The sequence below is a fragment of the Thermocrinis ruber genome, from assembly GCF_000512735.1.
Taxonomy (GTDB): domain Bacteria; phylum Aquificota; class Aquificia; order Aquificales; family Aquificaceae; genus Thermocrinis; species Thermocrinis ruber.
Window position 1 is genome coordinate 156,800 of the sequence record NZ_CP007028.1, and the last position, 24,863, is coordinate 181,662.

General features: G+C 44.1%; 30 protein-coding genes. 24 read left to right on the forward strand and 6 right to left on the reverse strand.

The genetic code is table 11. The features are described from left to right. Positions 1-28: 28 nt before the first annotated feature. The 3 genes from THERU_RS00870 to THERU_RS00880 are packed head-to-tail and all read right to left on the reverse strand — an operon-like array spanning position 29 to position 2,654. Positions 29-1,024 carry a DHH family phosphoesterase gene (locus tag THERU_RS00870; RefSeq protein WP_025305396.1) on the reverse strand — a complete coding sequence of 332 codons (996 nt, stop codon included), beginning with the start codon at positions 1,022-1,024 and terminating at the stop codon, positions 29-31. A 33-nt stretch (positions 1,025-1,057) separates the two neighbouring features. Next, positions 1,058-2,455, reverse strand: a complete 1,398-nt coding sequence (gene lpdA, locus THERU_RS00875) for a dihydrolipoyl dehydrogenase (protein WP_025305397.1) — start codon at positions 2,453-2,455, stop codon at positions 1,058-1,060. Beyond that, on the reverse strand, positions 2,445-2,654 hold the full coding sequence (locus THERU_RS00880; protein ID WP_025305398.1) for a hypothetical protein: 210 nt from the start codon (positions 2,652-2,654) through the stop codon (positions 2,445-2,447). Before THERU_RS00880 ends, lpdA begins: the two co-directional genes overlap by 11 nt. A 52-nt stretch (positions 2,655-2,706) precedes the next feature. On the opposite strand from THERU_RS00880, the gene atpB reads away from it, so the two are divergent. The 18 genes from atpB to THERU_RS00970 all read left to right on the forward strand — a co-directional run bounded on the left by atpB (position 2,707) and on the right by THERU_RS00970 (position 16,780). Beyond that, complete coding sequence (atpB, locus tag THERU_RS00885) at positions 2,707-3,366, forward strand: F0F1 ATP synthase subunit A (RefSeq protein WP_025305399.1); 660 nt, start codon at positions 2,707-2,709, stop codon at positions 3,364-3,366. Positions 3,367-3,392: 26 nt separating this feature from the next. Beyond that, entirely contained in the window at positions 3,393-3,686 is a 294-nt protein-coding gene (gene atpE, locus THERU_RS00890; RefSeq protein ID WP_025305400.1) for an ATP synthase F0 subunit C, read from the forward strand. 40 nt (positions 3,687-3,726) lie between these two features. Then, positions 3,727-3,873: a 50S ribosomal protein L34 gene (gene rpmH / locus THERU_RS00895; protein ID WP_025305401.1), complete on the forward strand. Its 147-nt coding sequence runs from the start codon at positions 3,727-3,729 to the stop codon at positions 3,871-3,873. Continuing rightward, positions 3,870-4,076, forward strand: coding sequence for a membrane protein insertion efficiency factor YidD (gene yidD, locus THERU_RS00900; RefSeq protein ID WP_025305402.1), 207 nt, complete (start codon positions 3,870-3,872; stop codon positions 4,074-4,076). Before rpmH ends, yidD begins: the two co-directional genes overlap by 4 nt. Beyond that, positions 4,076-5,581: a membrane protein insertase YidC gene (yidC, locus tag THERU_RS00905; protein ID WP_025305403.1), complete on the forward strand. Its 1,506-nt coding sequence runs from the start codon at positions 4,076-4,078 to the stop codon at positions 5,579-5,581. Before yidD ends, yidC begins: the two co-directional genes overlap by 1 nt. Further along, entirely contained in the window at positions 5,578-6,492 is a 915-nt protein-coding gene (gene rfaD / locus THERU_RS00910; RefSeq protein ID WP_038531955.1) for an ADP-glyceromanno-heptose 6-epimerase, read from the forward strand. Before yidC ends, rfaD begins: the two co-directional genes overlap by 4 nt. After that, positions 6,489-7,469, forward strand: a complete 981-nt coding sequence (locus THERU_RS00915; protein WP_038531958.1) for a sensor histidine kinase — start codon at positions 6,489-6,491, stop codon at positions 7,467-7,469. The genes rfaD and THERU_RS00915 overlap by 4 nt, the downstream gene beginning before the upstream one ends. 27 nt (positions 7,470-7,496) lie before the next feature. Continuing rightward, positions 7,497-7,991 carry a roadblock/LC7 domain-containing protein gene (locus THERU_RS00920; RefSeq protein WP_025305405.1) on the forward strand — a complete coding sequence of 165 codons (495 nt, stop codon included), beginning with the start codon at positions 7,497-7,499 and terminating at the stop codon, positions 7,989-7,991. Further along, on the forward strand, positions 7,988-8,557 hold the full coding sequence (locus THERU_RS00925; RefSeq protein ID WP_025305406.1) for a GTP-binding protein: 570 nt from the start codon (positions 7,988-7,990) through the stop codon (positions 8,555-8,557). The genes THERU_RS00920 and THERU_RS00925 overlap by 4 nt, the downstream gene beginning before the upstream one ends. Continuing rightward, the gene (locus THERU_RS00930) at positions 8,535-9,689 is read left to right on the forward strand and encodes a DUF8082 domain-containing protein (RefSeq protein ID WP_025305407.1); all 1,155 of its coding nucleotides are present in this window, start codon (positions 8,535-8,537) and stop codon (positions 9,687-9,689) included. The genes THERU_RS00925 and THERU_RS00930 overlap by 23 nt, the downstream gene beginning before the upstream one ends. Continuing rightward, positions 9,686-10,588 (forward strand): c-type heme family protein, encoded by a 903-nt coding sequence (locus THERU_RS00935; protein ID WP_025305408.1) that lies wholly within the window; start codon positions 9,686-9,688, stop codon positions 10,586-10,588. The genes THERU_RS00930 and THERU_RS00935 overlap by 4 nt, the downstream gene beginning before the upstream one ends. A gap of 56 nt (positions 10,589-10,644) precedes the next feature. Continuing rightward, on the forward strand, positions 10,645-11,328 hold the full coding sequence (phoU, locus tag THERU_RS00940) for a phosphate signaling complex protein PhoU (protein WP_025305409.1): 684 nt from the start codon (positions 10,645-10,647) through the stop codon (positions 11,326-11,328). Then, positions 11,325-11,933, forward strand: a complete 609-nt coding sequence (gene tmk / locus THERU_RS00945) for a dTMP kinase (RefSeq protein WP_025305410.1) — start codon at positions 11,325-11,327, stop codon at positions 11,931-11,933. Before phoU ends, tmk begins: the two co-directional genes overlap by 4 nt. 16 nt (positions 11,934-11,949) lie before the next feature. Then, positions 11,950-13,407: a glycogen synthase gene (locus THERU_RS00950; RefSeq protein ID WP_025305411.1), complete on the forward strand. Its 1,458-nt coding sequence runs from the start codon at positions 11,950-11,952 to the stop codon at positions 13,405-13,407. Further along, on the forward strand, positions 13,397-13,867 hold the full coding sequence (gene rfaE2, locus THERU_RS00955) for a D-glycero-beta-D-manno-heptose 1-phosphate adenylyltransferase (protein WP_025305412.1): 471 nt from the start codon (positions 13,397-13,399) through the stop codon (positions 13,865-13,867). Before THERU_RS00950 ends, rfaE2 begins: the two co-directional genes overlap by 11 nt. A 151-nt stretch (positions 13,868-14,018) precedes the next feature. Further along, complete coding sequence (gene carB / locus THERU_RS00960) at positions 14,019-15,692, forward strand: carbamoyl-phosphate synthase large subunit (protein ID WP_025305413.1); 1,674 nt, start codon at positions 14,019-14,021, stop codon at positions 15,690-15,692. Between the two features lie 18 nt (positions 15,693-15,710). Further along, positions 15,711-16,352, forward strand: coding sequence for a site-2 protease family protein (locus THERU_RS00965; protein ID WP_025305414.1), 642 nt, complete (start codon positions 15,711-15,713; stop codon positions 16,350-16,352). Further along, a complete protein-coding gene (locus THERU_RS00970) occupies positions 16,349-16,780 on the forward strand; it encodes a hypothetical protein (RefSeq protein WP_025305415.1) in 432 nt (143 codons plus the stop codon). Before THERU_RS00965 ends, THERU_RS00970 begins: the two co-directional genes overlap by 4 nt. Here the strand turns inward: THERU_RS00970 and THERU_RS00975 are convergent. Further along, positions 16,772-17,254: a bifunctional nuclease family protein gene (locus THERU_RS00975; protein WP_025305416.1), complete on the reverse strand. Its 483-nt coding sequence runs from the start codon at positions 17,252-17,254 to the stop codon at positions 16,772-16,774. The genes THERU_RS00970 and THERU_RS00975 overlap by 9 nt on opposite strands. A gap of 33 nt (positions 17,255-17,287) precedes the next feature. Between THERU_RS00975 and THERU_RS00980 the strand changes: the two genes are divergently transcribed. From THERU_RS00980 to THERU_RS01005, 6 genes are read left to right on the forward strand one after another with little or no spacing between them, the layout of a single operon-like run. Then, entirely contained in the window at positions 17,288-17,938 is a 651-nt protein-coding gene (locus THERU_RS00980; RefSeq protein WP_025305417.1) for an ABC transporter ATP-binding protein, read from the forward strand. Next, positions 17,919-18,752, forward strand: coding sequence for a carboxylating nicotinate-nucleotide diphosphorylase (gene nadC, locus THERU_RS00985; protein ID WP_025305418.1), 834 nt, complete (start codon positions 17,919-17,921; stop codon positions 18,750-18,752). The genes THERU_RS00980 and nadC overlap by 20 nt, the downstream gene beginning before the upstream one ends. Next, the gene (gene glgP / locus THERU_RS00990; protein ID WP_025305419.1) at positions 18,749-20,428 is read left to right on the forward strand and encodes an alpha-glucan family phosphorylase; all 1,680 of its coding nucleotides are present in this window, start codon (positions 18,749-18,751) and stop codon (positions 20,426-20,428) included. Before nadC ends, glgP begins: the two co-directional genes overlap by 4 nt. A gap of 5 nt (positions 20,429-20,433) precedes the next feature. After that, positions 20,434-21,318, forward strand: a complete 885-nt coding sequence (locus THERU_RS00995) for a ferritin-like domain-containing protein (RefSeq protein WP_025305420.1) — start codon at positions 20,434-20,436, stop codon at positions 21,316-21,318. Beyond that, complete coding sequence (locus tag THERU_RS01000) at positions 21,315-21,878, forward strand: D-sedoheptulose 7-phosphate isomerase (protein ID WP_025305421.1); 564 nt, start codon at positions 21,315-21,317, stop codon at positions 21,876-21,878. The genes THERU_RS00995 and THERU_RS01000 overlap by 4 nt, the downstream gene beginning before the upstream one ends. Then, entirely contained in the window at positions 21,875-22,672 is a 798-nt protein-coding gene (locus THERU_RS01005) for an NAD(+)/NADH kinase (RefSeq protein WP_025305422.1), read from the forward strand. The genes THERU_RS01000 and THERU_RS01005 overlap by 4 nt, the downstream gene beginning before the upstream one ends. On the opposite strand, the gene THERU_RS01010 is transcribed toward THERU_RS01005, so the two are convergent. Further along, positions 22,607-23,683 carry a PHP domain-containing protein gene (locus THERU_RS01010; protein ID WP_025305423.1) on the reverse strand — a complete coding sequence of 359 codons (1,077 nt, stop codon included), beginning with the start codon at positions 23,681-23,683 and terminating at the stop codon, positions 22,607-22,609. The two genes, THERU_RS01005 and THERU_RS01010, sit on opposite strands and share 66 nt — an antisense overlap. After that, the gene (gene trpS / locus THERU_RS01015; protein ID WP_025305424.1) at positions 23,680-24,861 is read right to left on the reverse strand and encodes a tryptophan--tRNA ligase; all 1,182 of its coding nucleotides are present in this window, start codon (positions 24,859-24,861) and stop codon (positions 23,680-23,682) included. The genes THERU_RS01010 and trpS overlap by 4 nt, the downstream gene beginning before the upstream one ends. Positions 24,862-24,863 lie beyond the last annotated feature (2 nt).

Genomic DNA, 24,863 nt, shown 5'->3' on the forward strand with positions numbered 1-24,863 from the left:
ACCAAAGGCTTATCTTCAATAACAAAGATCATACTTTAGCAGTTCTTTCCAATCCAGGTGTGGAATACAGCTCCTCCTTTATGGCGGATAAGAGCATTTCAAGGGCAGATTGATAATCTTGGGCTTTTATTTTGCAACCGCTTGCATACTTGTGCCCGCCTCCACCGAGCCTTTCCGCAATTTTTGCTACGTCCACCTTTCCTTTAGATCTAAGGGAAACTTTAAAAACTCCCTCATCGGGTTTTTCTATTAGAGCAAAGGCAACCTCCACGCCCTCTATGGACCTCGGATAATTTACCAAACCCTCGCTGTCTGAGTATTCTGTACCTGTTTCCTTAAAGAACCTATCAAGGATGACTACACCAGCAATAAGACCATCTTCATAGCAAGCTAGAGTTTCAAGAACCTTGGAAATGAGCTTCATTTTATTCAAAGATTCCCTTTCGCTAAACATCACATAAGTCTTGTAAGGGTCAGCTCCAAGCTGGACCAATTCCTTTGCCATCTCAAAGACTTCCGCGGTGGTGTTGGAGTATCTGAAAAAGCCCGTATCCGTTGCCAAACCGGAATACAAGCATTGGGCTATATCTTGGTCTATGCAATCTTTGTCCCAGCTCTTTAAGAGCTTGTATACTATGCTTGCGGTTGCCGGTTCAGAGTAGTCTATGTAATCCCACTCCCCGTAAAATTCACCACCTATGTGGTGGTCTATGCGTGCCCTTTTAATAGCCTTTACTTCCGCACCTATTCGGTAAAAACCGGAAGCGTCCACCACGATGGCAAGGTCATAAACCTCTTGGGTGGGAAGCTTTATCACCTCTTCCACATGGGGAAGGAAGTCAAGAAAGTGGGGCACCTTGTCTCTACAACCCACACTGACCCTTTTGCCCTTCTTTTTCAAAAATAGATATAAGGCAAGGGCTGAGCCAAGGGTGTCCGCATCGGGGCTTTCGTGGCTTGCTATGAGTATAGAACCTTTTTCTTCTTTTAGAAGTTCAATCAGTGGTATCGTCTCCACCTTCATAATGCACCTCCAAGTTATTTAAATATAAATCGTTCAACCCCTTTTTACCCAGCTTATTGGTCCGTAATGGACTTCCATAGCACATTGAACTATAGACTCAGAAAGGGAAGGATGGGAAAATATTGAGCTGGCAAGGAAGTCTACCCTAATATTTGCCTTCATAAGATGCACCACTTGGTGGATCAACTCTCCTGCATGGGGACCAACTATGTGGCACCCGAGTATATTTCCTGTCTGTTTATCCACCACGAGCCTAACAAAGCCCTCATCCTCTCCGTCATCCATAGCCTTTGGGTTAGACATAAAGGAAACCACACCCACCGCACAGTCATAACCTTCGTCTTCTGCCTGATCCTCCGTTAGCCCTACAGAGGCAACCTCGTAGGCGCTGTATATGATCTTGGGCATGAGTTTGTCGTTTCTGACGTTATCCCTATCTTCGAGCATGTGGCTAACAGCTACCTTGCCCTCATACATAGACTTGTGGGCAAGCATCAAGGGTGATGTAATATCCCCACAGGCGTATATGTTCTCTACGGAAGTTTGGCAGTATTCATTAACTTTTACAAAGCCCCTGCTATCCTTTTCCACACCAACTTCCTCCAAACCTATGCCCTCCGTGTTTGGCTTTCTACCAACGCCCAACAAGATACAATCTACCTCTACAACGGAACCATCCGAGATGCTGACCTTTAATCTACCGTCTTCTTCAGAGTACCCAGTTACCTTAGCTTTCAACCTAACATCTACTCCAAGCCTTTTTAGCTTCCTTGCAAGATATCTGGAGGATTCCTCGGGTATGTCTGGAGAGGGCAAGAGCCTGTCTAAAAGCTCCACTAAAACCACATCCACACCGTACATTCTGAATATGTAGGCAAACTCCACACCCACCGCACCACCACCCACTATCAGCATACGCCTTGGAAATTCTCTCAAACTCCAAATTTGGTCTGTGTTGAAAATCCTTTTGCCGTCTGCGGGTAAATCCTTCAAGTCTGCACAGGATGAACCGGTAGCCAAAAGAATGTAGCGGGTCTTTAAGGTAATGTCCGAACCTTCCACGTAGACAGTGTTTTTGTCCTTGAGAATACCCCTTCCGTAGAATATGGGAATACCCAGCTTTTGGGCAAACTTTTTGAAGTTCTCTCTTATGGTAAGCACCACTTGGTCTCTACCCTCTGCCAACGTTCGAAGGTCAAGGCTTAGCTTTTCTACCTTTATGCCATAGTTCTGTGCCTTTGATAACTTTTCCAACAAGTAAGCGCCGTGTCTCATATACTTGGATGGAATACAGCCCCTGTTCAGACAAGAACCTCCCACCGTCTCTGGAGAAAGTTCCACAAAGGCAACCTTCATACCCCGGCGGTAGGCGTAAAGTCCCGCCTCATAACCACCACTGCCTGCACCCACTATAACCAAGTCAAACTCCATTCTTTTTGTTCCTCCTTCTTTCCTTATAGACCGCCTGCCTACACTGCCTTATTATGGTTCTGTATTTGTAATACACAGATGGCTCTTTGATGGGTAGCTTGTAATACTTTTCCAGAAGTAGCATAATGTCTTCGGTGGTCAAGTATTTATGGTTCCTTATTAGCCCCTTTATGTATTTAACTATACGAGTCTCTTTCATCTGGGAATTAAGTATATACCAAACCTAAGTTTGTGTTATAATGATTATCAACATGGAAGGTTTGAGCGTAAGTCATGTATATACGGGACTTTTGGCGATGGCGATTTCTGTGGTTTTAGTTTTACTTGCAGGCAAACCCTCCATAAGACCTACCAAATTCCAAGCCCTTTGGGAGGGATACATAAGGTTTGTTAGGGGTATGGTTATAGAAAACATGGGACATGAGGGTTTAAGGTATGTGCCTCTAATATCCGCTATTGGTCTTTTTGTGTTTTTTTCCAACCTTTTGGGAATGGTGCCTGGGCTGGAGGCACCCACCGCTAACGTAAACACCAACTTAGCCCTTGCCCTAATTGTGTTTCTCTTCTACAACATAGAAGGCTTTAGACTACACGGTGTGGGATATCTAAAGCACTTTATGGGACCCAGTCCTTACTTGGCTCCCGTTTTCTTTCCCATAGAGGTCATTTCCCATTTGGCAAGACCCATAACCCTAACACTCAGGCTTTTTGCCAACATGAAGGGAGGAGCTATGATTCTGGCAGTTTTGGTGGGCCTTGTGGTGCAAAACTACCTTATAATGGCCCTCTCTCCTATAGCCCTGCTGTTTATAATCGCTATAAAGTTTTTGGCGGTTTTCATACAGGCATACATATTTATGATCCTTTCCACCGTTTATTTGGCTGGTGCGGTAGCCCATGAAGAACATTGAAAATTTCATAATAAGGAGGTAATGCAATGAGAAAGGCGCTTCTTATGAGCATGCTAATCCCTGCGCTGGCATTGGCAGCTGAGGGAGAACCCCTAAAGCAAGGACTCATGTATTTGGGAGCAGGCCTTGCAATAGGCTTGGCAGCTTTTGGGGCTGGGATAGGTATGGGTCACTTGCTTAGGGGGACTCAAGAAGGGTTGGCAAGGAACCCCACCATAGGTGGTAGGCTTCAAACTACAATGTTCATAGGATTGGCTTTCATAGAAACTCTCGCCCTTTATGGTCTGCTGGTAGCTATAATACTCCTGTTTGTGAAATAAGAGGTGGGGGCTTGCTCCCCCCTTTTGGAGGTAAAAGAACATGGCGACTAAAAGGAATATTACACACCTTTCAAACAGGAAGAGGAGGCGTAAAAGCGGATTTTTGGCACGGATGTCCTCCAAAAGCGGGAGAAAGATAATAGCAAGAAGGCGCAAGAAAGGCAGAAAGGTGCTTGCACCTAGGTGAAGAGGCTTGCCATCCTTCTTATAAGGCTTTGGCAGAGGTTTATCTCTCCTCTGTATCCGCCCTCTTGCCGGTATTACCCCACGTGCTCTGAATATGCTATAATGGCGGTAGAGAAATACGGTGTGATAAAAGGGATCGCTAAAGCCCTATGGCGCATAGTGAGGTGCAATCCCTTTTCCAAAGGAGGCGTTGATTATCCCTGATGCAAAGGCAGGATATTGACCCTAAAAAGCTGTTTGCGATCGTTGTTTTGGCAACTCTTTTCATATTTGCTTACCAGGCTTACCTTATCCTTTTCCCTCCGCAGAGTACCAAAAGTCAAGGAAACCAGACCATAAAAGAAGAGAAGGCGCCCCAAGAGGTACCTCAGCTCTTGCTGGGAACTACAAGGGAAAAGTTAAAGCCCACAAACCTTGTGAGCTACAAATCTGAGAACTTTGAGCTTGTCTTTGCCCAAGAAGGTGGAAGACTGGTTGGATTCAGGGACCTAAAATACAACAGAGAGCTTATTACAGAGGAAGAAAAAAGGCTAAACCTGTTTCCCCTTGAGGTATTCACTGGGGATCCAAACATTGACCTTGCGCTGAACTCAGAGGGCTATGAGGTAAAGGTAGAGGGCAACAGAATAAGGCTAAGCCTCAAAAAAGAAAACTGGAGCATAGAAAAGATTTTGGAGGACAAGGGAAATTACTTTGTGCTCTCTGTGGTTGGCAAAAACCTCCCACCTCTGTTTGTATCCTCCGGTCTTCAGGTAAGGGAAGAGGACTTCTACACCCACTCGGGTCCTGTACTAAAGGTGGGAGAGAGGGTTTTAAGGTTGGAGATAAAGGACATCCAATCTAAAGAGCTTATAGTTGGAGATATAAAGTTTGCGGGTGTGGAAAGTAGATACTACTTTAAGGGTTTTCAGGGTGATATATCCGCCTCTGCAGTGTACAGAGTGGGCGAAAAGGATAGCCTAGTTCTTGTTAGGGCAGAAAAACCTCTAAACCTCTACATGGGTGCCAAGGAATACAGCCGTCTAAAGCCCTTGGGTCTTTCGGATGTTATAGACTATGGTAGCCTCAAGCTTTTGGTAAAACCCCTCTTCCTGTTTATGTATTGGATCTATGAACATCTTAACTCTTGGGTCTTTTCCATCCTTGCCCTTACCCTTATTGTCAGACTTTTGATGTTTCCCCTTACCTACAAGAGCACCATTTCTATGATGAAGCTTTCGGAGCTTGCACCAAAGATGCAACAGCTTAAAGAAAAATACAAAGACGACCCTGTAAAGTTTCAGGAGGAAATGATCAAGCTCTACTCGGAGGTGGGCTTCAACCCTGCTTCGGGTTGTCTGCCTATACTCTTACAAATACCCGTTTTCTTTGCCCTCTATAAGGTTCTAACCATAACCGCAGACCTACAGCTTGCTAAGTTTTTATGGATAGGTAGCTTGGCAGAAAAGGATCCCTTTTATATCTTACCCGTGCTCATGGGAATAACCATGATCGCCCAACAGTTCATAAGCCCATCCCCTGAAAAATCTCAAAACTTTATGATGTATATATCGTCGGTTGTGTTCACCTTCCTCTTTGCCAACTTTCCTTCCGGTTTGGTACTCTATTGGACCTTTAACAACATCATAAGCTTGGCTCAGAGCTACATTATAAAGAAGCTAACCACAAAGCCAAAGGTAAAGGAAGGGAAAAAGGGCAAGAAAAAATGAGGGTTCTTATCACCGGTGGTGCGGGTTTTATTGGCTCCAACCTGGCAAAGGAACTGCAAAACACCTATCCCAAGGCAAAGATTTGGGTTTTGGACAATTTTTCCTCTGGGCACTTTAAAAACCTGCTGGGCTTTAAAGGGGAGGTGATCACCGCAGACCTATCGGAGCCATCCCTCTGGGAGTGGCTAAAAAGAAACTTCCACTTTGATGTGGTTTTCCATCAGGGTGCAATAACAGACACCACTGTAATGGACCAGTTTAAGATGCTAAGGGTTAATGCAGACAGCATGAGGTTTATACTGGATGCGGTCCTTGCATGGAATGCAAAGCTCATATATGCCTCCTCCGCCGGCGTCTATGGAAACAGCCCATCACCCATGAAAGAAGGAGAAGGAGAATTTCCAGAAAACCCTTACGGCTTTTCTAAGTTGATGATGGACCGAATAGCCCTGAACTTCATAGAGGAGAACCCACATATAAAAGTTGTGGGTCTGAGATACTTCAACGTGTATGGACCAGGGGAAAGCTATAAGGGAAAGACTGCCAGCATGGTCTATCAGCTATACAGACAGATGAAGGAAGGGAAAAGACCGAGGCTTTTCAAGTGGGGAGAGCAGAGGAGAGATTTTGTTTATGTAAAGGATGTGATAAGGGCAAACCTGCTGGCAATGGAGAGGGATGTTTCTGGTATTTTCAACATAGCTACTGGCGTTGCAAGAAGCTTTAATGAGATAGTTTCCATTCTAAACCAGCTTTTGGGCACCAACTTAGAACCCGATTACTTTGATTGCCCCTACGACTTTTATCAGAACTACACCCAGGCGGACATAACCAAGGCAAGGGAGCTTTTGGGCTACGAACCTCAATATAGCTTAGAAGAAGGCATAAAGGATTATCTTAAACATCTGTGAACTGGGAAGAGGTCCTCAACGCCCTTGGAGAGGGGGTTTTGGTTTTAAAAGGTTCAGAGGTAACCTTTGTCAACCGTTTTTTGGTAGAAAACCAGCTTGTTAGAGAAGACTGGAAAGGAAAACACTACTACGAGGCAATAAAAAGCCTACCCTTTATATCCATCGTAGGAAGAGCTCTTGGTAAAGACTCTCTTTCTGAGGAATTTCAATATCTAGAAAGGTTCTACAGAGTAGTTTCAAAGAGGATAGGCGAGATGCTTGTCTGCGAGGTTTCCGATGTTAGCTCTGTGAGGAAATACGAGCAATCAAAGAGGGAGTTTGTGGATAACGCCTCCCACGAGCTGAAAACACCCATATCGGTTTTAAGGGGCATAGTGGAAACCCTTTTGGAGGAGGAAGAAGACCAAAGAAAAAGGCATTTTTTAGAGAAAGCTTTAAGAAGAGTAGAACAGATGCAAAACTTGGTGGAGGACCTGCTAACATTAACCAAGCTTGAATCGGGCAGGGAGAGGTTAAACCTTTCGGAGTTCAAGCTGAGAGAATTAGTGGAAGAGGTCTACGACAGCCTTGAGCAGGAGTTTGTAAAAAAGGAGGTTAGCTTTGAAAACTTGGTAAGTGAAGACTTTAAAATGTTTGCAGACAGGCAGAAGCTCTTTTTACTTTTGAGAAATCTTATGGACAACGCGGTAAAGTATAACAAAAGAGGAGGGAAAGTGTGGGTGCGGGCAAAAAAGGAGGGAAATAAACAGATCCTAGAGGTTGAAGACACGGGCATAGGCATTCCACCGGAGCATGTTCCCTTCATATTTGAGAGGTTTTACAGGGTAGATAAAGGAAGGTCTAGAGAAATGGGTGGCACAGGCTTGGGACTTTCCATAGTAAAGCACATTGTTTTTTTGCACGGAGGGGAGATAATGGTTCATTCTGAACCCGGAGAGGGAAGTAGGTTTTCTATCGTGATACCAATGTACAATTAAATATAAAATTAAGAAGGAGGATTTAACTTGGAATTAGACATAGTTCAGTATGATTTGGATGAGGCTACAAAAAATAGGCTTGAAAATGTCATTAAGAATTTTGTGTCTAAAAGCGGTTCTATGCTGGCAGTTCTCTGCGACGATGCAGGACGGGTACTATCCTACGATTCAAGGGTGCCTTTGGAAGAGTATAAATCGGAGTTCATTACCAGTATAGTCAGCGGTATATTTGGTGCTTCTTTGGAAATGTCCAAGCTGTTAGAACTGGAAGAACTGGACCTTATTCAGTTTGAAGGTAAGACCCTTAATGTGATCATAAAGCATATAAAACCAAGGTTCTTGCTTGGCGTTTTGGTTAAGAAAACAACCTCTATAGGAACTGTCCGTTTGTTTCTGAAGGAGGCGAGCGTTGAATTGGAAGAAATCCTAAAGGAAATGAAGAGTATACCCCAAAAGACAATAAAGATAGATGTAGAAACCTTGGAAGAGAAGTTGCGTGAGATAATAGGAGGCATTGAATGAAGTTAAAAATAGTTTATTTTGGGTCCAGTTTGGCTGGTAAAAGCACTAATATAAAACATCTTTATTCTATTTTGAAAGAAAAGAATATGGTAAAGGGTGACCTAATTACTGTGGAAACTGAAGAAAACAGGACACTTTTTGTAGAAATGTTCATAAGCAGTATAAACCTGTTTGGTATAGATCTTGAAATAAAGCTTTTAACCACACCAGGTCAATTTAGACTACATCCTTTAAGAAAAGCCATAATGAAGGGTGTAGATGGGTTGGTGTTCGTGGTAGATAGCAGTGCAGAAAGGGAGCGTATAAACTTCTTAGTTATGAGGGAAACAGCTGCAGTTTTGAAGGAGATGGGAGAGGACCTTTTAAATTTTCCTGTGGTTGTTCAGTATAACAAGAGGGACCTACCGGACGCTATGGATATAGATACTATGGAGATGATGTATAATCCGTGGGGCACTGATTATGTTGAAGCAGTTGCCATAGAAGGAAAGGGAGTGCTGGAAACCTTTATAAAAATTGTAAGAAACGTGCTTATAAGTAAAAATGCAAAGGATAGAGTTGTATAAAGATTTAAACTTAGAAAGCGTAAATTTGAAAGAAATATTCAGGGAAATTCAGGATAAATCGGAATCTGGTTATTTAAAGATAACATACTGGGATCAGGAGGATTATATATTCTACGCAGGCGGTAAGCCAATAGGCGGAGCTACCTACGACAGACAGGGTAGGAAAATGACACTTGATTATCTGAATTATAGGATAAGAAACTATAACGGTACTCTTTCATTTTATAAACTTCCTACACTGGAAGTTCTTGTTTTTAAGTATAAAGAGTTAAAATTTCCAACACCTTACAATTTTGTTTCTTACGGTGACGAATTTTTGGCACCAGTAAAAACTACCATGGTAGATCCAAACAGGGTTCTACAGCAGGTAAAGAGGTCCCATCTGAATGGTTATATTGTAATTGGCGACGATGAAAATTATAAGTGTATGCTATTCTTGCAAGGAGGAAACTCCATTGCCTTTTATAATGGTAAGCAGTTTATAAGGAAAGGCAATGTAAGATTTTCTGTAAAACGGGAGACAGATTATGTTGGTGTTTATTCTACAGAACCTGAGTTCTCTTTGTTGCTTTCCTGTATGGACACCTTAAAACTTGATGAGGAGTATGATTTTAAAAGCAAGGAAGAGCTGGAAGCTATTGAAAAAAGTATAACTTCAAGAAAATCTACTTGTCTATTGGATGCCACTTTGAGCAACGGAGACAGGCTTTACCAGTTCTTTTACAGCGGAGCTTTCATTGTAAGAATACTTCACAGCAGGGAAGAACTGGCTTCAGCAAGCAGAATTGATATAAAACCTGGCACGGAAAATAGGCTCAAGGTTTTTTCTATAGATGTTCCCTTGGAGATTGGAAGTGTTAATGTTGAGTTTGTATATGAGGATGCAGATAGAAAGGTATATACTTCCTATGTACCAGAGGATAAGGTCACAAAGCTCAAGAAATTTTTTATAGAGGAGATTGGTCCGATAGGTAGTTTCCTTTGGAACAGAATACTTAAAAGTAATGGTTTAGACGAAGCAAAGCTTAGCAAGGACGATTTTGAAAAGTTGGTAAATATACTCAGGGATGAAATACCTGATGAGAGGCATAGAGATAAATTCATTGAAAAAGTAAGGAGGTTAGAAACATGAAGTTTATACCGCCAAAAAGTATAAGATGGAAGGTAGGTCTGCCAATGCTTTTTGTAGGCTTGGTATCTGGCTTGGGAGTTGGTTATTACACCTATAAACAGGAGGTGGATAACGCCAAGCTCTTAGCCCAAGAGAAAATAAAGATAGCCTTGACTTTTTCAAAGGCCTCAAGGGCTTATGTAAGGGAAGTTCTAAGACCAAAAATAGACCAGCTTTTAGCTTCTGCCTCTGGATGTATAAAGGAGGACTTTATTTTAGAAGCTCAATCCTCCAGCTTTTTTACTGCATCCATATTCAGGGCGGTAAGTGAGGAATTGCCAGACTTTAAGCTAAGGCAGGTGGCGTTCAATCCAATAAACCCCAAAAACAACCCGGACGAAACCGAAGCCAAAATAATAGCCTTTTTAAGACAAAATTTAGCTAAGGAATACTCTGGTGTGATTGAGAAGGGAGGAGATAGATACTTTTTTTACGCTTCCGCAGTAGTGGTAGAGAGCGGATGTCTCAAATGCCACTATTCCATAGAAGCAATGCCAAAAGCTTTACAGGCTATTTACAAACCAACTCAAGATCCAAAGTGGGAGGTGGGAAAAGTGCAAGGTGCGGTGGTTGTTTCTATGCCCTTTGAGAAGGTTATTCTGAGAGCTCAGTTGGAAGGTTTAAAAAATGGACTTCTAGTGTTTGGAGTGTTCTTTGGTATAACCCTCTTGCTGTTGATAGTCCTTGATAGATTGGTGTTTAGACCTTTGGAACTTCTTGAAAGGAAGGCAGAGGAAATAGCTAAGGGTAATGTGGATGAACCAATTGAAATAAAAGGAGAAGACGAGATTGGCAGGCTGGCACAAGCCTTTGAAAGGATGCGTGTAAGCATAAAGAAGGTTATGGACCTGCTAAAGTAATTTCTTAACAGATTTTTAACAATGCTGACGTTATAATTCTACCTTGGAGGTTTGGCATGAAGCTACATGCGGAGATAGAAGAGACAAAACAGCTCGTTCTAAAAATGGCAGAGCTTGTACGGACTGCGGTTGATAAGGCTATAGACTCTTTGAATAAGCAGGATGTCAACTTGGCGGAGGAGATCATAAAGGGGGATGATGCCATAGACCAGTTGGAAGTGGAGATAGAAAGGCGTTGTATAAGGATGATTGCCCTCTATCAGCCGGAGGCGGTGGACCTCAGGCTAATAATGGGTATGTACAAGGTGGTTTCCGATTTGGAAAGGATAGGGGATGAAGCGGAAAATATAGCACAAAGGTCAATTTTATTGGCGCAGGAGCCTCCACTGAAGCCTTACGTAAATCTAACCTTGATGGCAAACACCGTGAAAACCATGATTGAGGATGCGGTAATTAGCTTTTTCCACAGGGATGTGGAGCTTGCAAAGAAGGTTATAGAAAGGGACGATATGGTGGATGAGCTATACCATCAGTTGGAAAGGGAGCTGATAACCTACGTCATGGAGGACCCAAGAAATATAAAAAGGGTTATAAGCCTTTCCTTTGTGGCAAGACACTTTGAGAGAATGGCAGACCACGCAGAAAACATTGCAGAAATGGCCATTTATTGGTCTGAGGGAGAGCTAATAAAGCATCAGCATATAGTGGAGAGGAAGGCAAAAGAGGAAAAGGCTGAGTGAAAGGCTTTCTTATAAGCTTTGAGGGAATAGACGGTTCTGGCAAAAGCACGCAAGCCCGTAAGCTGTATGAGTTTTTAAAGGAAGAAGGCTACGAGGTCTCCCTCTATAGAGACCCAGGTTCTACTCCCCTGGCAGAACAGATAAGGGAGCTGATAATAAACTACGCTATGGACCCAATCACAGAGCTTTTGCTCTTTGAGAGTGCAAGGTCTAGCTTAGTGTGGGAGAAAATATTCCCAGACCTGACCAGTGGAAAGATTGTAATAGTAGATCGGTTTATAGACTCTACGACCGCTTACCAGGGCTACGGAAGGGAGATAAACTTAGGAACTGTTAGCATTTTAAATCACATAGCCACAAGGGGAAGAAAACCAGACCTTACCTTTATACTTAACCTACCCTTGGAGTTGGCCCTGCATAGGTTGAAAGAACAAAAGACCAAGTTTGAAGAGCCGAACTACCTAAAGAGGGTCAGGGACGGATACCTTCAGATTTTCTATTCTGAAAAGGAGAGGGACATAAGGTTGATAGATGCCAGCAGGTCAGAGGAGGAGGTTTTTGAGGAAATAAAAACCATAACCTTGGGAAAGCTTAAGGTATTGTAAAATAAAAAGCTAAACCATGCGGGTGGTTATGGTTGCCAGTGAAAGCGCTCCATATTTGAAGACGGGAGGGTTGGGAGATGTGATCCACTCCCTTTCCAAAGCCCTTACAAAGCTTGGGCATACAGTTTATGTAATAATGCCAAAGTACGCCAAGCTAAAAAGGAGCGTAGAGAGAAAGGTAAAGGAGGGGATGAAAATATACATTGACCATCAGTGGAGAGAGTTTGACCTTTATGAAGACATTCTGGACCATGTTAGATATTTTTTCATAGACTACAAACCCTACTACGGAAGGGAATATGTCTACGCACCACCAAAGGGGGATTACTACGACAATGCCCTGAGGTTTGGCTTTTTGTCTATGGCAAGTCTTCAGGTTATAAGGGAGTTGGAACTAAAGCCGGAGGTTATCCATATCCACGACTGGCATACGGGAATTCTGCCCTTGTATAAGTCCTTGTATTACCCAGACTTAGAGAGAGTTCCCGTTGTGTTTACCATCCACAATGCCATGCATCAGGGCATTTTTGATGCCCATTCTCTACCCGCTTTAAACCTACCATGGGAGGTATTCCACCCTTACGGGGGCATAGAGTTTTACGGGAAGATAAACTTCATGAAGGCGGGGATACTGTTCTGTGATGTTTTGACCACAGTTAGCCCATCCTATGCGGAGGAATTGAAAGCTAACTGCTATGGTTTGGAGGGCGTTATAAGGGAAAAGAAATACTTTTTTGGTATTCTCAATGGCATAGATTACGATGTGTGGAACCCGGAGAAGGACGAACTTATCTTTGCCAGATATAACATTAAGAGCTTCAAAAGGGGTAAGTTAAAGAATAAAACTCACCTTAAGGAGATCTTTGGATTGAAAACTGAAAACTATAGACCTCTTATAGGCATAGTGGCAAGGCTTACCGTCCAGAAGGGCTTTGACCTAATATTTTCCTCCGCAGAGGAGATCGTAAAAGAGGGCTTTGATATGTTGGTTTTGGGTTCTGGCGAGGAAAAATACCAGGAGATGCTCGTGGAATTAAGTAAAAAGTTTCCAAACAACATCAAAGCTCGCATTGAGTATAGCGAAGAGCTTGCCCACAAGATATACGCGGGTGCAGATATGTTCTTGATGCCATCCCTCTTTGAACCCTGCGGAATATCTCAGATGATCGCCATGCGGTATGGAACTGTGCCAGTGGTAAGGTGGGTGGGCGGGCTAAAAGACACCGTCAAAGACTTTTTGAAGGACCCAGAAAACGGCACGGGCTTTGCCTTTGAAAATTTTGAGCCAAGGGACATGATGTCTGCCTTGCTTCGGGCAAGGGTCTTTTATGATATGGAGTTCTGCAACTCCGAGAAGGTGTGGTCTGAAATCGTAAAGCGGTGTATGAGGCAGGACTTTTCTTGGGAAAGGAGTGCCAGAGAATATGAGTCCGCTTACACCACCGCAAGGGTGCTGAGGTTCTATGATAGTTGAGCTCAAAGAACTTTTGGAACTTTTGGAGAAGGTCCGAGGAAAAAAGAAAATAGTTTTCACCAACGGTTGTTTTGATATACTCCATGCGGGGCATGCGGATTATTTGAACAGGGCAAAATCTCTGGGGGATATTTTGGTGGTGGGCATCAACTCGGATGCCTCCGTGAGAAGAATAAAGGGTGAAAAAAGACCCATACTGCCACAGCAAATGCGTGCCTATCTTTTGGACAATCTAAAGCCGGTGGATTATGTGGTGATCTTTGAGGAAGACACACCTTTGGAACTGATAAAAGCCATAAAGCCGGATGTTTTGGTAAAGGGTGCAGACTGGGATTTAGAACGCATAGTAGGGGCGGACTTTGTACTCTCCTATGGCGGAAGGGTGGAAAGGATACCCTTCTCCTTTGATATATCCACCAGTAAGGTCATTGAAAGGGTTTTGGATCTTTACTGCAAGTGATATAATTTTTAACGATGCTTGCCCAAAGGTTAAAAGCTCCTTCTCAAGACAACCCTTCAAACGACACGCAAATGGGTTTTATCTTTGTGTGCACAGACAAAAGCGAGAAATATATGTTTTACGGTGAAACATAGGAGGAGCTAACAAAGCTATGCCAAAGGATACATCCATAAAAAGCATACTTATAATAGGCTCTGGACCCATAGTTATAGGGCAAGCGGCGGAGTTTGATTATTCGGGCACACAAGCTTGCAAAGCCCTAAAGGAGGAGGGCTACAGGGTTATTTTGGTCAACTCAAACCCGGCCACCATAATGACAGACCCAAACATGGCAGACAGAACCTACATAGAGCCTTTGACCTTAGATATATTAGAAGCCATCATAAAAAAGGAAAGACCAGACGCCCTCCTGCCTACCCTTGGGGGACAAACTGCCCTAAACTTGGCAGTAAATCTGTACGAGGAAGGTATTCTTGATCGCTACGGTGTGAGGCTAATAGGGGCAAACTATCAAGCTATAAAGAAGGGGGAAGACAGGAAGCTCTTTGCCCAGTCTATGAGAAAGATAGGATTGAAGGTTCCAGAAAACGCGGTAGTATCATCTGTAGAGGAGGCGCTCAAGGCTGTAAAAGATATAGGTTTTCCCGTAATTCTCAGACCAGCCTTTACCCTTGGTGGAACCGGTGGTTCCATTGCATACAACATAGAGGAATTCAAAGAAAAGGTAGAAATAGCCCTAAAGACCTCGCCCATTCATCAGGTGCTTTTAGACAAGTCTCTGATCGGTTGGAAGGAGTATGAGTTTGAGGTGGTAAGGGACAAAAAGGACAATGTGATCATAGTTTGCTCCATTGAAAACTTTGACCCAATGGGTGTGCATACGGGAGACTCTATAACTGTTGCACCCGCCCAAACCCTTACAGACAAGGAGTATCAGATTCTCAGGGATGCGTGCATAGAGATCATGAGAGAGATCGGAGTGGATACGGGAGGTTCCAACATCCAGTTTGCGGTGAATCCAGAAAACGGAGATTTCTATGTTATAGAAATGAACCCAAGGGTATCAAGATCTTCCGCCTTAGCATCAAAGGCTACGGGCTTTCCTATAGCCAAGGTGGCGGCAAAATTGGCAGTGGGCTATACCCTTGATGAGCTTAAAAACGAAATCACAAAGCATACACCCGCCAGCTTTGAGCCTTCCATAGACTATGTGGTAGTTAAAATCCCACGCTTTGACTTTGCCAAATTCCCAGAGACGGACAGAACTTTGACAACAATGATGAAGTCGGTGGGTGAGGTAATGGCAATAGGTAGGACTTTCAAAGAAGCCCTTTTAAAGGCAATAAGAAGCTTGGAAATGGACAGGTATGGGCTATATTTACCTCAGGTGCAAAAACTATCGGATGAGGAGTTAAGGAAGATGATAAGAACACCCAACCCAGACAGACTTTGGCATTTGGCTGAAGCCTTCAGGAGGGGCTGGAGTGTGGAAGAGCTTTATGAGCTTTCTCACATAGACAGATGGTTCCTGTATAACTTAAAACAGGTGGTAGATTTTGAAAAAAGGCTAGTGGAAGAAGCGTTGGACGGGGAACTTTTAAGACAGGCAAAAGAGCTTGGTTATTCGGATATAGAGATCGCAAGGCTTAAAGGGACCACAGAGGACCAAATAAGACAACTGAGGGAGACCTATGGAATAGTTCCCGCCTTTAAAGGAGTGGATACGTGTGCAGGAGAGTTCTTTGCCTACACGCCCTACTACTACTCTACTTACGAAAGACCCTATTACCACCTGCAAGAAGGTGTCATTCTTGATGAAGATTGAGCATAAAATTAAAAAGCCATGAACCTTCAGGAGATGATTATAGCCATCCCTGCCATTATGATGGCGGTTATACTTCATGAATACGCCCATGGATGGGTTGCCTACAAGATGGGAGATAGCACCGCCAAAGAGTATGGCAGGCTTACTATAAATCCTATACCTCACATAGACCCTCTGGGAACTATTATTTTTCCAGCAATACTTCTTTTGCTAGGCTCACCTATACTCTTTGGTTGGGCAAAGCCTGTTCCCATAAATCCCTTCAGGTTTAGGGACCTTAGGGTTGGCACCTTTTTTGTGTCTATTGCGGGTGTTTCTATGAACTTGGCTTTAGCCTTTCTCTTTGGGCTTCTCTTCAGATTGTCCCATGGGGGATATTTGGACTTTCTTGGTTCTGCTGTACTTGAGCCTCTTGAGATCTTCTTTGTGAAATCGGTAATGATCAACACCGTTTTGGCAGTTTTCAACATGGTGCCCATTCCTCCCTTGGACGGTAGCAGGGCGATTATGAGCTTCTTTTCTCTCAAACACTGGGAGCTTTTTTACAGGTTTGAAATGTATGGCTTTTTGGTAATAATGGTCCTGCTCTTTACGGGCATCCTGCAAAAGATCATTGCACCTCCCATACTTTTTCTTTACAGTTTATTTTTAGGATTATGAGGTCGTGGAGTTATTTAATACAGGTTAGGGCACAGTTTGAAGATGGAAGGGTGGAGGAGGAAGGGGTGCTTTATGTGGTGTCGCTTCCTTCAGACCCAACGCTTTTAAAGGAAGTGGAAATGGAGTGCTACGCGGTTTCCTACATACCCTTTCAGACGGTATTAAGAGTGGCACAGGCTTATGCATTGGGCACAGACGCACAGATCCAAGACTTACAAAGCTACCACCTACAGGGCTACAGGGAAGACATGGACCTTTACATCTTCCAAGAAGGGGTGGGTTTTAAGGAGGGCTTGACGAAAGCTTATGAGCTCATACTTAACTTACTCAAAAAGAAGGGGAAGGTAGTAAAAATAGAGCCTGTAGTGGATGTGGGCACGCCACCTATGGAAGTTATGATGGAGTGTTTGAGGTCTGCCTTAGCCTAATCCTTTTTCAAAATCCTCGGGCTTTATATTCTCCAACCATTCTCTGAGCTTTTTCTTTTCTTCGTCTTCTTCTGGTTTTGGCACCCTGGACTTTTCCAAAACACTCTCTTCTACGAATATTGGTGCAGAAAAACGCAATGCTATGTTGATAGCATCGCTGGGTCTTGAGTCAATGATCAAACGATTGTTTCCTTGGAGTATATGCACCTCTGCATAATAGGTGCTGTCTCTCAGGTCGTTGATTACCACCTTATCTACCACTCCACCCATTTGAGTGATAACGTTTTTCATCAGCTCGTAGGTCATGGGTCTTGGTGGTTCCACATTCTGAAGCTGTCTGAGGATGCTGTCCGCCTCAAAAATTCCTATCCATATGGGAAGGACTGTTTCGTCATCGTCCTTTGCCTTTAGTACCACTATGGGCATCTGAGACACTGGGTCCAGGGTAATGCCGTGAACCACCATCTCTAACATTTTTGCTCCTCCTCTTTATTAAAATATAAGCCTGTGATTTTGGTTGAAAACGTTCACAAGGTTTATCCCGACGGCACGAGGGCATTAAAGGGTGTAAGCTTTAGGATAGAAAAAGGGGAATTTGTGGGCTTGATGGGACCTTCTGGCTCTGGCAAAAGCACCCTATTGCACATCATAGCTGGCTTGGACAAGCCCACAGAGGGAAGGGTACTGGTGGATGGAAAAGACATCACCCGCATGAACGAAGACCAACTGGCAGAGTTCAGAAAGAACAATATAGCCTTTATTTTTCAGTTCTACTACCTTTTGGAGGACTTTACCGCCTTAGAAAACCTTGTATTAATAGGACAGTTGGCTGGGCAAAGGGAGCCCAAAAAGAGAGCCTTGGAGCTTTTGAACTTTCTGAGGCTTTCCCACAGGGCTAACCACAAACCCTATCAACTATCGGGGGGAGAACAGCAAAGGACAGCCATAGGCAGGGCATTGATGCTAAAGCCTAAGCTCATACTGGCGGACGAGCCCACTGGCAACTTGGATTTGGAAGAAGGTAAGAGAATTTTTGAGCTTTTTTTGGAACTCAGGGATAAGGAGGGTATCACTTTCTTGATAGCAACCCACAACCAAGAGATGACAAAGTATTTTGACAGGGTTTTGAGGATCAGGGATGGACTTTTGGAAAATTGACAGGGTTCTTTTGCAATTCCTTGAGGAGGACATAGGTCACGGAGATATAACCACCGAGGGCGTTTTTAGAGGAGAAAGGGCTCGGGCGGTAATGGTGGCAAAGGAAGGGGGAATCTGTGCGGGGCTACCTTTTTCCGTTAGGGTTTTTGAACTTTTGGGTGGTGTGAAGGTTTTAAAATCTATGGCGGAGGGGGAACGTTTTAAAAGGGGGGATGTGATTTTGGAGCTGGAGGGTCCTGCGGATGTGCTTTTGAAGGGGGAAAGGGTTGCCCTCAACCTACTTCAAAGACTGAGTGGTATAGCAACCCTAACGGGGGAGTTTGTGAAAAGGCTTGAGGGGACAAAGACCAAGCTATTGGACACAAGAAAGACAACGCCAGGGCTTAGGTTCTTTGAAAAGTATGCGGTGAGGGTAGGTGGTGGCACCAACCATCGCTTTGCCCTTTACGATATGGTCCTCATAAAGGATAACCACAAGAGGGTGGCTGGTTCCCTCTCCGAGGCGGTAAAAAGGGTAAGGGAAAGGCTTGGACCTGCATATAAAGTAGAGGTAGAGGTGGAAAGCTTGCAGGAGTTGGAGGAAGCCCTTGCCTGTGAGGTGGACATAGTAATGCTGGACAACTTTGGCTTGGAGGAGGTGAGGCAAGCGTTGAAGCTCATAAAGGGAAGGGTGAAGGTGGAGGTATCTGGCAACATAACCCTTGAAAATGTCAGAGATTATGCCCTGGAGGGTGTGGATTATATCTCCACCGGTGCCATTACACACTCCGCCAGATGGGTGGATGTTAGTATGAATATAATAGAAGTGTTATGATCGCATACTTTGTGATGGAAGTAGGTATTGAGGATAGAATTCCCACCTACAGTGGAGGGTTGGGGACGCTGGCGGGTGATACGCTTTATGCCTTCGCGGACTTGGGCATTCCTGCGGTGGGTGTAACCCTTCTATACAGAAAGGGCTATGTTTCACAAAAGCTAACTCCAAGTGGAATGCAACTGGATTTTGACACCACGTGGGATTATAAGAAAATACTAAAGCCTACAAGGATATACTTGGACATAAGCTTCGGAGACCTTGATCAGAAATTTGCCGCTTGGGAGTATTCCCTGTTGGGAAGGGAAGAGGTAAAGGTTTTCTTTTTGGATGCAAACCTTCCGGAGAACGACCCAGAGATAAGAAAGCTTAACGACAGGCTGTACGGCGATGATGGAATCTACAGACTTAGGCAGGAGATTCTTTTGGGTATTGGTGGATACAGACTTTTGAAGGCTCTAGGCTACAATGTCAGCGTCTATCATATCAACGAAAGCCACTCCGCCTTCTTGGTGGTGGAGCTACTTAAGGAGCTTGGTAGCAAGGAGGAGGTTCGTAAGAAGTGTGTCTTTACGACCCATACGCCTGTAGCTGTTGGACACGACAGATTTCCGGTGGATATGGTAAAGCAGGAGTTAAAAAAATACGACCATATAAATTGGGACGAAGAGGCAGAAGATGGCTTTATAAACCTCTCAAAGCTTGCTCTAAAATACAGCGAAAGGATTAACGCAGTTTCTTACAAACACATGTTTGTGTCTGCAAACCTTTTCCCAGAATGTTCAAAAACATCTCAGAGCAACTGCAAAATAGATTATGTGACCAACGGCGTCTACCATAAAAGGTGGATTCACGAGGAGATACAGGAGCTTTTGAACGAATACCTGCCCGATTGGGACGAAAATCCCATACTGCTTGGACAGGTGTACAATGTGCCCTCTGAGCTTTTGCTTAAAGCTCACATGAAGGTAAAGAGTGAGCTTGTAAACTTGGTAAACAAACTTACAGATACCAGTTTTTCGGATGATGTGCTAACCATAGGCATTGCAAGGAGGGTAACAGCATACAAGAGGAACAATCTGATACTCCAAGATTTAGAAAGGCTAAAGTACATAGCAGAGCATAAGGGAGAGATACAGCTTCTTTTTGCGGGAAAAGCCCATCCAAAGGATAGCGTTGGTAAAGAGATGATCGCAGACATAATAAACAGGGCAAAAAAACTTAAAGAGATGACAAAAAGCGTAAAGATAGCCTTTTTGGAAAACTATAGCATAGAGATGGCAAAGTTAATCATAGCGGGGTGTGATGTGTGGTTAAACGTTCCAAAGAGACCTTACGAAGCCTGTGGTACCAGCGGTATGAAGGCGGGCATGAACGGAGTTTTGAACTTTAGCACTTGGGATGGGTGGTGGTTGGAGGGTGGCATTGAGGGAATAAACGGTTGGGGAATAGGACCGAGGACCAAGTGGGATGACCTAACCGAGTCAGACGACAAAGAAGATTTGGAGGACATATACGGAAAGCTTTCCCACATAATAATACCTACTTTTTATAATAGAAAGGACGAATGGGTCAGGATGATGAAAAATAGCATCGCTACCATCGGTCCTTACTTCAATACCTATAGGATGGTGAACGAATATTTAGGTAAAATATACCAAATTGGTTTGAGGTGATAGCCATGAACAAAAGGGAGCTTATAAATCTTTTGCTTTACGATGTGGCTTTGGAGCATTCTGCCATAGTGCAGTATCTTTATCACATTTTCTTAATAACCGACGCAAACATCACCGCTGAGATAGAGCAAATTGCCAGACAGGAGATGAGGCATTTAAAGTGGTTTGCTCAAAAGGTGGTTCAGTTGGGTGGTGAGGTGGTCCTGAACAGACTGGAGGATATGATCGTTATAGGTGGTCCCGATTGGGCGAGTATGCTTTCAGAAGACGTAAAAGCGGAGGAAATGGCCATTGAAATATACACAAAGCAGTTGGATATGGTAAAGGACGATTCGGTAAAAAGACTGCTTGAAAGGGTCATAAGGGATGAAAACTTTCACAGAATAGAGTTCAGTGAGCTGAAGGAAAAGGTGATGGAAGGTATTGTGTGCATGCAGGAGGAACCGAAGAGGGCAGACCCGAAGGTTATAGAAGTTCTAAACAAGTTCCTCCAAGAGGAGTACCAGAGCATAATAAACTACCTTTATCAGTTCTTCCACTCAAAGGACCTAAACCACAGGGACACAATGCTTGATATAGCAATAGAGAGCATGGTGCATATGGGTAAGTTGGGAGAGGCCATTGGTGAGTTAGGTGGTATGCCAGACATAAGGGCAGACCTGGGCAGGAAGGACAGAAAAACTATGCAAGAGAGCCTTGCGGAAGACATAAAGTTTGAACAGGAAGCGGGCGGAGATTACAGAAAGGAACTTGGGCACATAGAGGATGAGAGAGTGAAAAAACTTTTTGAGTTCATAGAGAGCCAAGAGGAATATCACAAACACATGCTGATGGAACTTTTCAAAAAGATGAGAAGGCTAACGGTGGGAGATCTGAGGAAGAAAGAATGATTGACCTGGTGATAAACTCATTCAGGGAAAGTGCAGACGTAAAGCTTGCCTTTGTGGAGATGTACGCGGAGAGGCTTTTGGAGGTGGGAAAGATCATAGCAAACGCCCTAAAGGAGGGGAATAAGGTTCTGCTCTTTGGAAATGGGGGATCCGCAGCGGACGCCCAACACATTGCCGCAGAAATCGTGGGAAGGTTCAAAAAGGAAAGGAGAGCCCTGCCTGCCATAGCCCTAACCACGGACACATCCATCCTAACTGCAGTGGGTAACGACTACGGATTTGAAACGATCTTTGAAAGGCAGGTGGAAGCCCTGTGTATGCCCGGGGATATAGTCATAGGCATATCCACCTCCGGCGAGTCTGAGAATGTAATAAGAGGACTAAAAAAAGCCCGCGACCTTGGTGCAACCACGGTAGCCCTTACGGGGAAGAAGGGAGGAAGGTTGATTGATATAGCCCACTACTGCTTCGTGGTTCCCTCTTACGATACCGCAAGAATACAAGAGTGCCACATTACCATAGGACATGTGCTCTGTGAGATCATAGACCACTATTTATGAAGGTTTTACTTTTTGTAAAAAACTCTCCCAACGCTATAAACACCGCAGAAGCCCTTGAGAAATTCTTAGAGAATAAAAAAATACAGGTGGAATTTTTTGTGAACGAACCCGGTAAAAAACCAAGGGAAGGAGATTACGCGTTAACTTTGGTGGTGGGTGGGGACGGCACCTTTTTGGCTGGGGCCCGCTTTTCTGCAGTCAGAAACATCCCAATAATGGGAGTAAATGAGGGAAAGTTTGGTTTTTTGACGGAGATAGACAGGGATGAAGCCTTTGAGTATGTAGAAAAGGCTTTGGATGGAAAGCTAAAACCTCAAAAAAGAATGTTAATCTGTGCCTTTGTGGATGGAAAGCTCGTGGGACATTACCTTAACGATGTGGTGCTTTCTAAACTAAACTTGGCAAGGATGATGGAGGTGGAGGTCTTTGCGCAGGATGAGTTTATGGTCAGGGTCTATGGGGATGGGGTGATAATCTCCACACCCACTGGCTCCACCGCCTACGCCCTCTCTGCAGGAGGTCCCATAATACACCCAACCATGGAAGCCCTTCTGTTTGTTCCCATATGCCCACATACCCTTTCCAACAGACCTATGCTTATACCTCCCGATTTTCGCATCAAGCTAATTTCTAACATGCCCACCTTTTTGACCCTTGACGGGCAGGAAGGCATAGAGGTTAGCCCAAGGCAGGAGGTTTGGGTGGAAAAGTCACCCTTTTATTGCACCCTATACACCCATCCTCATAGAAGCTTTTTCTACATCCTCAGGGAAAAACTCAAGTGGGGAAGGTAGCACAATTACAGCTGCGGGCTTTAATCCCAAGTAAAGCCTTCCGAGTTTGAAAGCGTAGCTAAAGCATACATAGACATTTCTACCCTCTGCAAGTGGCAAAATCAAGTTCTCACCCAAATAGAAATCTCTGCCTTTTTCTGTAAAATGTACCACCAGAAGGGGTCCGTGCGGAGCTAGAAGCCTTAACTTTCCCTCCTCCACGTAAGCCATAAAGGGTTTTCTTTGAAAGGAAATCAGGTTCAAGCCCGACCTTAGTGCGCTGGTCAGTTCTTCCGCAGAATTAATCGGCTTTGGTGAGATTAAGAGGTTTCTCATCAAATAAAAGGAGTGTTCATAGGAAGGGAATAAAAACCTTATTCCTACCTCCCGTATATACACTTTTGTGTGATGGTCCAGCCCACCCAAAGCTGGGTTTTTCCATCCCTCTTGCATATACCTTTGGACATACTTTTCCACCGGCAAGACCTTTTTTAAAAGCTCAAGGGCTCTATTCTTTAAAAAGGGATAAAGTAGCACAGTACCAAAGAGAAAGAAAAAGAACTTACCTTTATCTTCCAAAAGGGCATCCTTTAGGTCTATGAGTTCCAAAAAGTATCCATCCCTTTCCAATTTCCATCTGTATTTCTCTTTAAAGGGATGGGCTATTACCTTTAGGCTACCTATCTCAAGGAGGTCTCCAAGCAAGCCTTTTTCTCCTTCAATTTTTCTTTCTACACCCGCAAGGCACCTTTGGTTGCAAAAATTTTTAAAGTGGTTGCTGTCGTGGTCTGTTATCAGGGCAAAGTCTATGCCCTCCGCCTCCATGGCGCTGTATATATCCTCTGGCTTTCCCAAAGAATCGTAAGAAAACTGGGTGTGGATATGAACCTGGTAAGAATACACATAGAGTTTTGGCAGTTTTTGGGGCAGTTGGTCGGCGGGTATAGCTTTTACCCACCTTAGGGGCAGGGCAAAGAGAAAGACAAAGTATGCAAAAAATAAAGTCAGGACAAAGAGCCCGAACTCTATCACAATTTCATCTTCTCCCTAACTTCCTCCAAGGTTTGTTTTGCGGTCTGCCTTGCCTTCTCGGAGCCTTCCAAGAATATGTCTTTGAGCTCCTTTAGGGAACCCTCCACCTGTGCCCTCCTTTCCCTTATGGGCTCCAAAAAGGCGTTCAAGCCCTCAAACATTAGCCTTTTACAATCTACGCATCCAAGGGCACCACTTTTGCAGTCTGCCTCTATCTGTTTTGTTTGCTCTGGATTGGTGAAGATCTTATGGTAGGAGAAGACGGGGCAAAGGTGAGGTCTGCCGGGGTCTCCTTTTCTGAGCTTTTGGGGGTCTGTAAAGAACTTCATCACCTTTTGCTGAACCTCCTCTTTGCTGTCCGCAAAGTATATGGCGTTGTTGTATGACTTGCTCATCTTTCTGCCATCCGTTCCCAAAAGCCGGGGTGTTTCCGTTAGCAGTGCCTTGGGTTCTGGAAAGACCTCTCCGTAGAGCTGGTTGAACCTTCTGGCGATCTCACGGGTAAGCTCTATGTGAGGCAGTTGGTCCTCTCCCACGGGCACCGCCTCCGCCTTGTAGATGAGTATATCCACCGCCTGCAAAACAGGATAGCCCAAAAAGCCGTAGGTGTCTGTATCGTAAAAGTCCCTCTTTGACACATTTAGCTTACTTAGTATCTCCGGTTCAAGTATTCCATCAAAGACAGTCCTTACAAAGGTTTCCGAGATGGTGTCCAAAAGGGTCTCCTCCAAGGCTTCAAAGTCCTCCACCTTGTAGGGTAGCTTAGCCAAAAACTCTTTTACCAGATCCCTTATCCCTCCCTTAAAGCTGAGCTCTAAGTCGGCGATCTTTAAAAGGTTGTACTTCATATCCTTGTAGGTGGGGTTCCACTCAAGCCAACTTTTTGGCGTGATCATAGAAAAAATCAAAAAGAGCTCCAGCTCCTCCTTTACATGGGATTGGATAAAGAGCACGCTCTTGTTTGGGTCTAAGCCCAAGGCGATCCAGTCTATCATTACCTGCTCAATGTTCTCCTTTATCTGCTCGGGGTTTTTGTAGCTGGTGGTCAATGCGTGCCAGTCTGCGATCATGTAATAGGTTTCGTGGTTCTTTTGGAGTTCTATCCAGTTTTTTATTACGCCAAAGTAATGTCCCAGATGGAGCTTTCCCGTTGGTCTCATACCGCTTAAAACTCGCATGG

Excerpts from the sequence above, each read along its gene's own strand:
- rfaE2 (WP_025305412.1), top strand. The coding sequence starts at position 13,397 with ATGATAGTTGAGCTCAAAGAACTTTTGGAACTTTTGGAGAAGGTCCGA.
- rpmH (WP_025305401.1), top strand. The coding sequence starts at position 3,727 with ATGGCGACTAAAAGGAATATTACACACCTTTCAAACAGGAAGAGGAGG.
- THERU_RS00965 (WP_025305414.1), top strand. The coding sequence starts at position 15,711 with ATGAACCTTCAGGAGATGATTATAGCCATCCCTGCCATTATGATGGCG.
- THERU_RS00995 (WP_025305420.1), top strand. The coding sequence starts at position 20,434 with ATGAACAAAAGGGAGCTTATAAATCTTTTGCTTTACGATGTGGCTTTG.
- THERU_RS00950 (WP_025305411.1), top strand. The coding sequence starts at position 11,950 with ATGCGGGTGGTTATGGTTGCCAGTGAAAGCGCTCCATATTTGAAGACG.
- carB (WP_025305413.1), top strand. The coding sequence starts at position 14,019 with ATGCCAAAGGATACATCCATAAAAAGCATACTTATAATAGGCTCTGGA.
- rfaD (WP_038531955.1), top strand. The coding sequence starts at position 5,578 with ATGAGGGTTCTTATCACCGGTGGTGCGGGTTTTATTGGCTCCAACCTG.
- THERU_RS01000 (WP_025305421.1), top strand. The coding sequence starts at position 21,315 with ATGATTGACCTGGTGATAAACTCATTCAGGGAAAGTGCAGACGTAAAG.
- THERU_RS00870 (WP_025305396.1), bottom strand. The coding sequence starts at position 1,024 with ATGAAGGTGGAGACGATACCACTGATTGAACTTCTAAAAGAAGAAAAA.
- glgP (WP_025305419.1), top strand. The coding sequence starts at position 18,749 with ATGATCGCATACTTTGTGATGGAAGTAGGTATTGAGGATAGAATTCCC.
- atpB (WP_025305399.1), top strand. The coding sequence starts at position 2,707 with ATGGAAGGTTTGAGCGTAAGTCATGTATATACGGGACTTTTGGCGATG.
- THERU_RS00925 (WP_025305406.1), top strand. The coding sequence starts at position 7,988 with ATGAAGTTAAAAATAGTTTATTTTGGGTCCAGTTTGGCTGGTAAAAGC.
- nadC (WP_025305418.1), top strand. The coding sequence starts at position 17,919 with ATGGACTTTTGGAAAATTGACAGGGTTCTTTTGCAATTCCTTGAGGAG.
- THERU_RS00970 (WP_025305415.1), top strand. The coding sequence starts at position 16,349 with ATGAGGTCGTGGAGTTATTTAATACAGGTTAGGGCACAGTTTGAAGAT.
- lpdA (WP_025305397.1), bottom strand. The coding sequence starts at position 2,455 with ATGGAGTTTGACTTGGTTATAGTGGGTGCAGGCAGTGGTGGTTATGAG.
- trpS (WP_025305424.1), bottom strand. The coding sequence starts at position 24,861 with ATGCGAGTTTTAAGCGGTATGAGACCAACGGGAAAGCTCCATCTGGGA.
- THERU_RS01005 (WP_025305422.1), top strand. The coding sequence starts at position 21,875 with ATGAAGGTTTTACTTTTTGTAAAAAACTCTCCCAACGCTATAAACACC.
- THERU_RS00975 (WP_025305416.1), bottom strand. The coding sequence starts at position 17,254 with ATGTTAGAGATGGTGGTTCACGGCATTACCCTGGACCCAGTGTCTCAG.
- phoU (WP_025305409.1), top strand. The coding sequence starts at position 10,645 with ATGAAGCTACATGCGGAGATAGAAGAGACAAAACAGCTCGTTCTAAAA.
- THERU_RS00935 (WP_025305408.1), top strand. The coding sequence starts at position 9,686 with ATGAAGTTTATACCGCCAAAAAGTATAAGATGGAAGGTAGGTCTGCCA.
- yidC (WP_025305403.1), top strand. The coding sequence starts at position 4,076 with ATGCAAAGGCAGGATATTGACCCTAAAAAGCTGTTTGCGATCGTTGTT.
- THERU_RS00930 (WP_025305407.1), top strand. The coding sequence starts at position 8,535 with ATGCAAAGGATAGAGTTGTATAAAGATTTAAACTTAGAAAGCGTAAAT.
- THERU_RS00880 (WP_025305398.1), bottom strand. The coding sequence starts at position 2,654 with ATGAAAGAGACTCGTATAGTTAAATACATAAAGGGGCTAATAAGGAAC.
- atpE (WP_025305400.1), top strand. The coding sequence starts at position 3,393 with ATGAGAAAGGCGCTTCTTATGAGCATGCTAATCCCTGCGCTGGCATTG.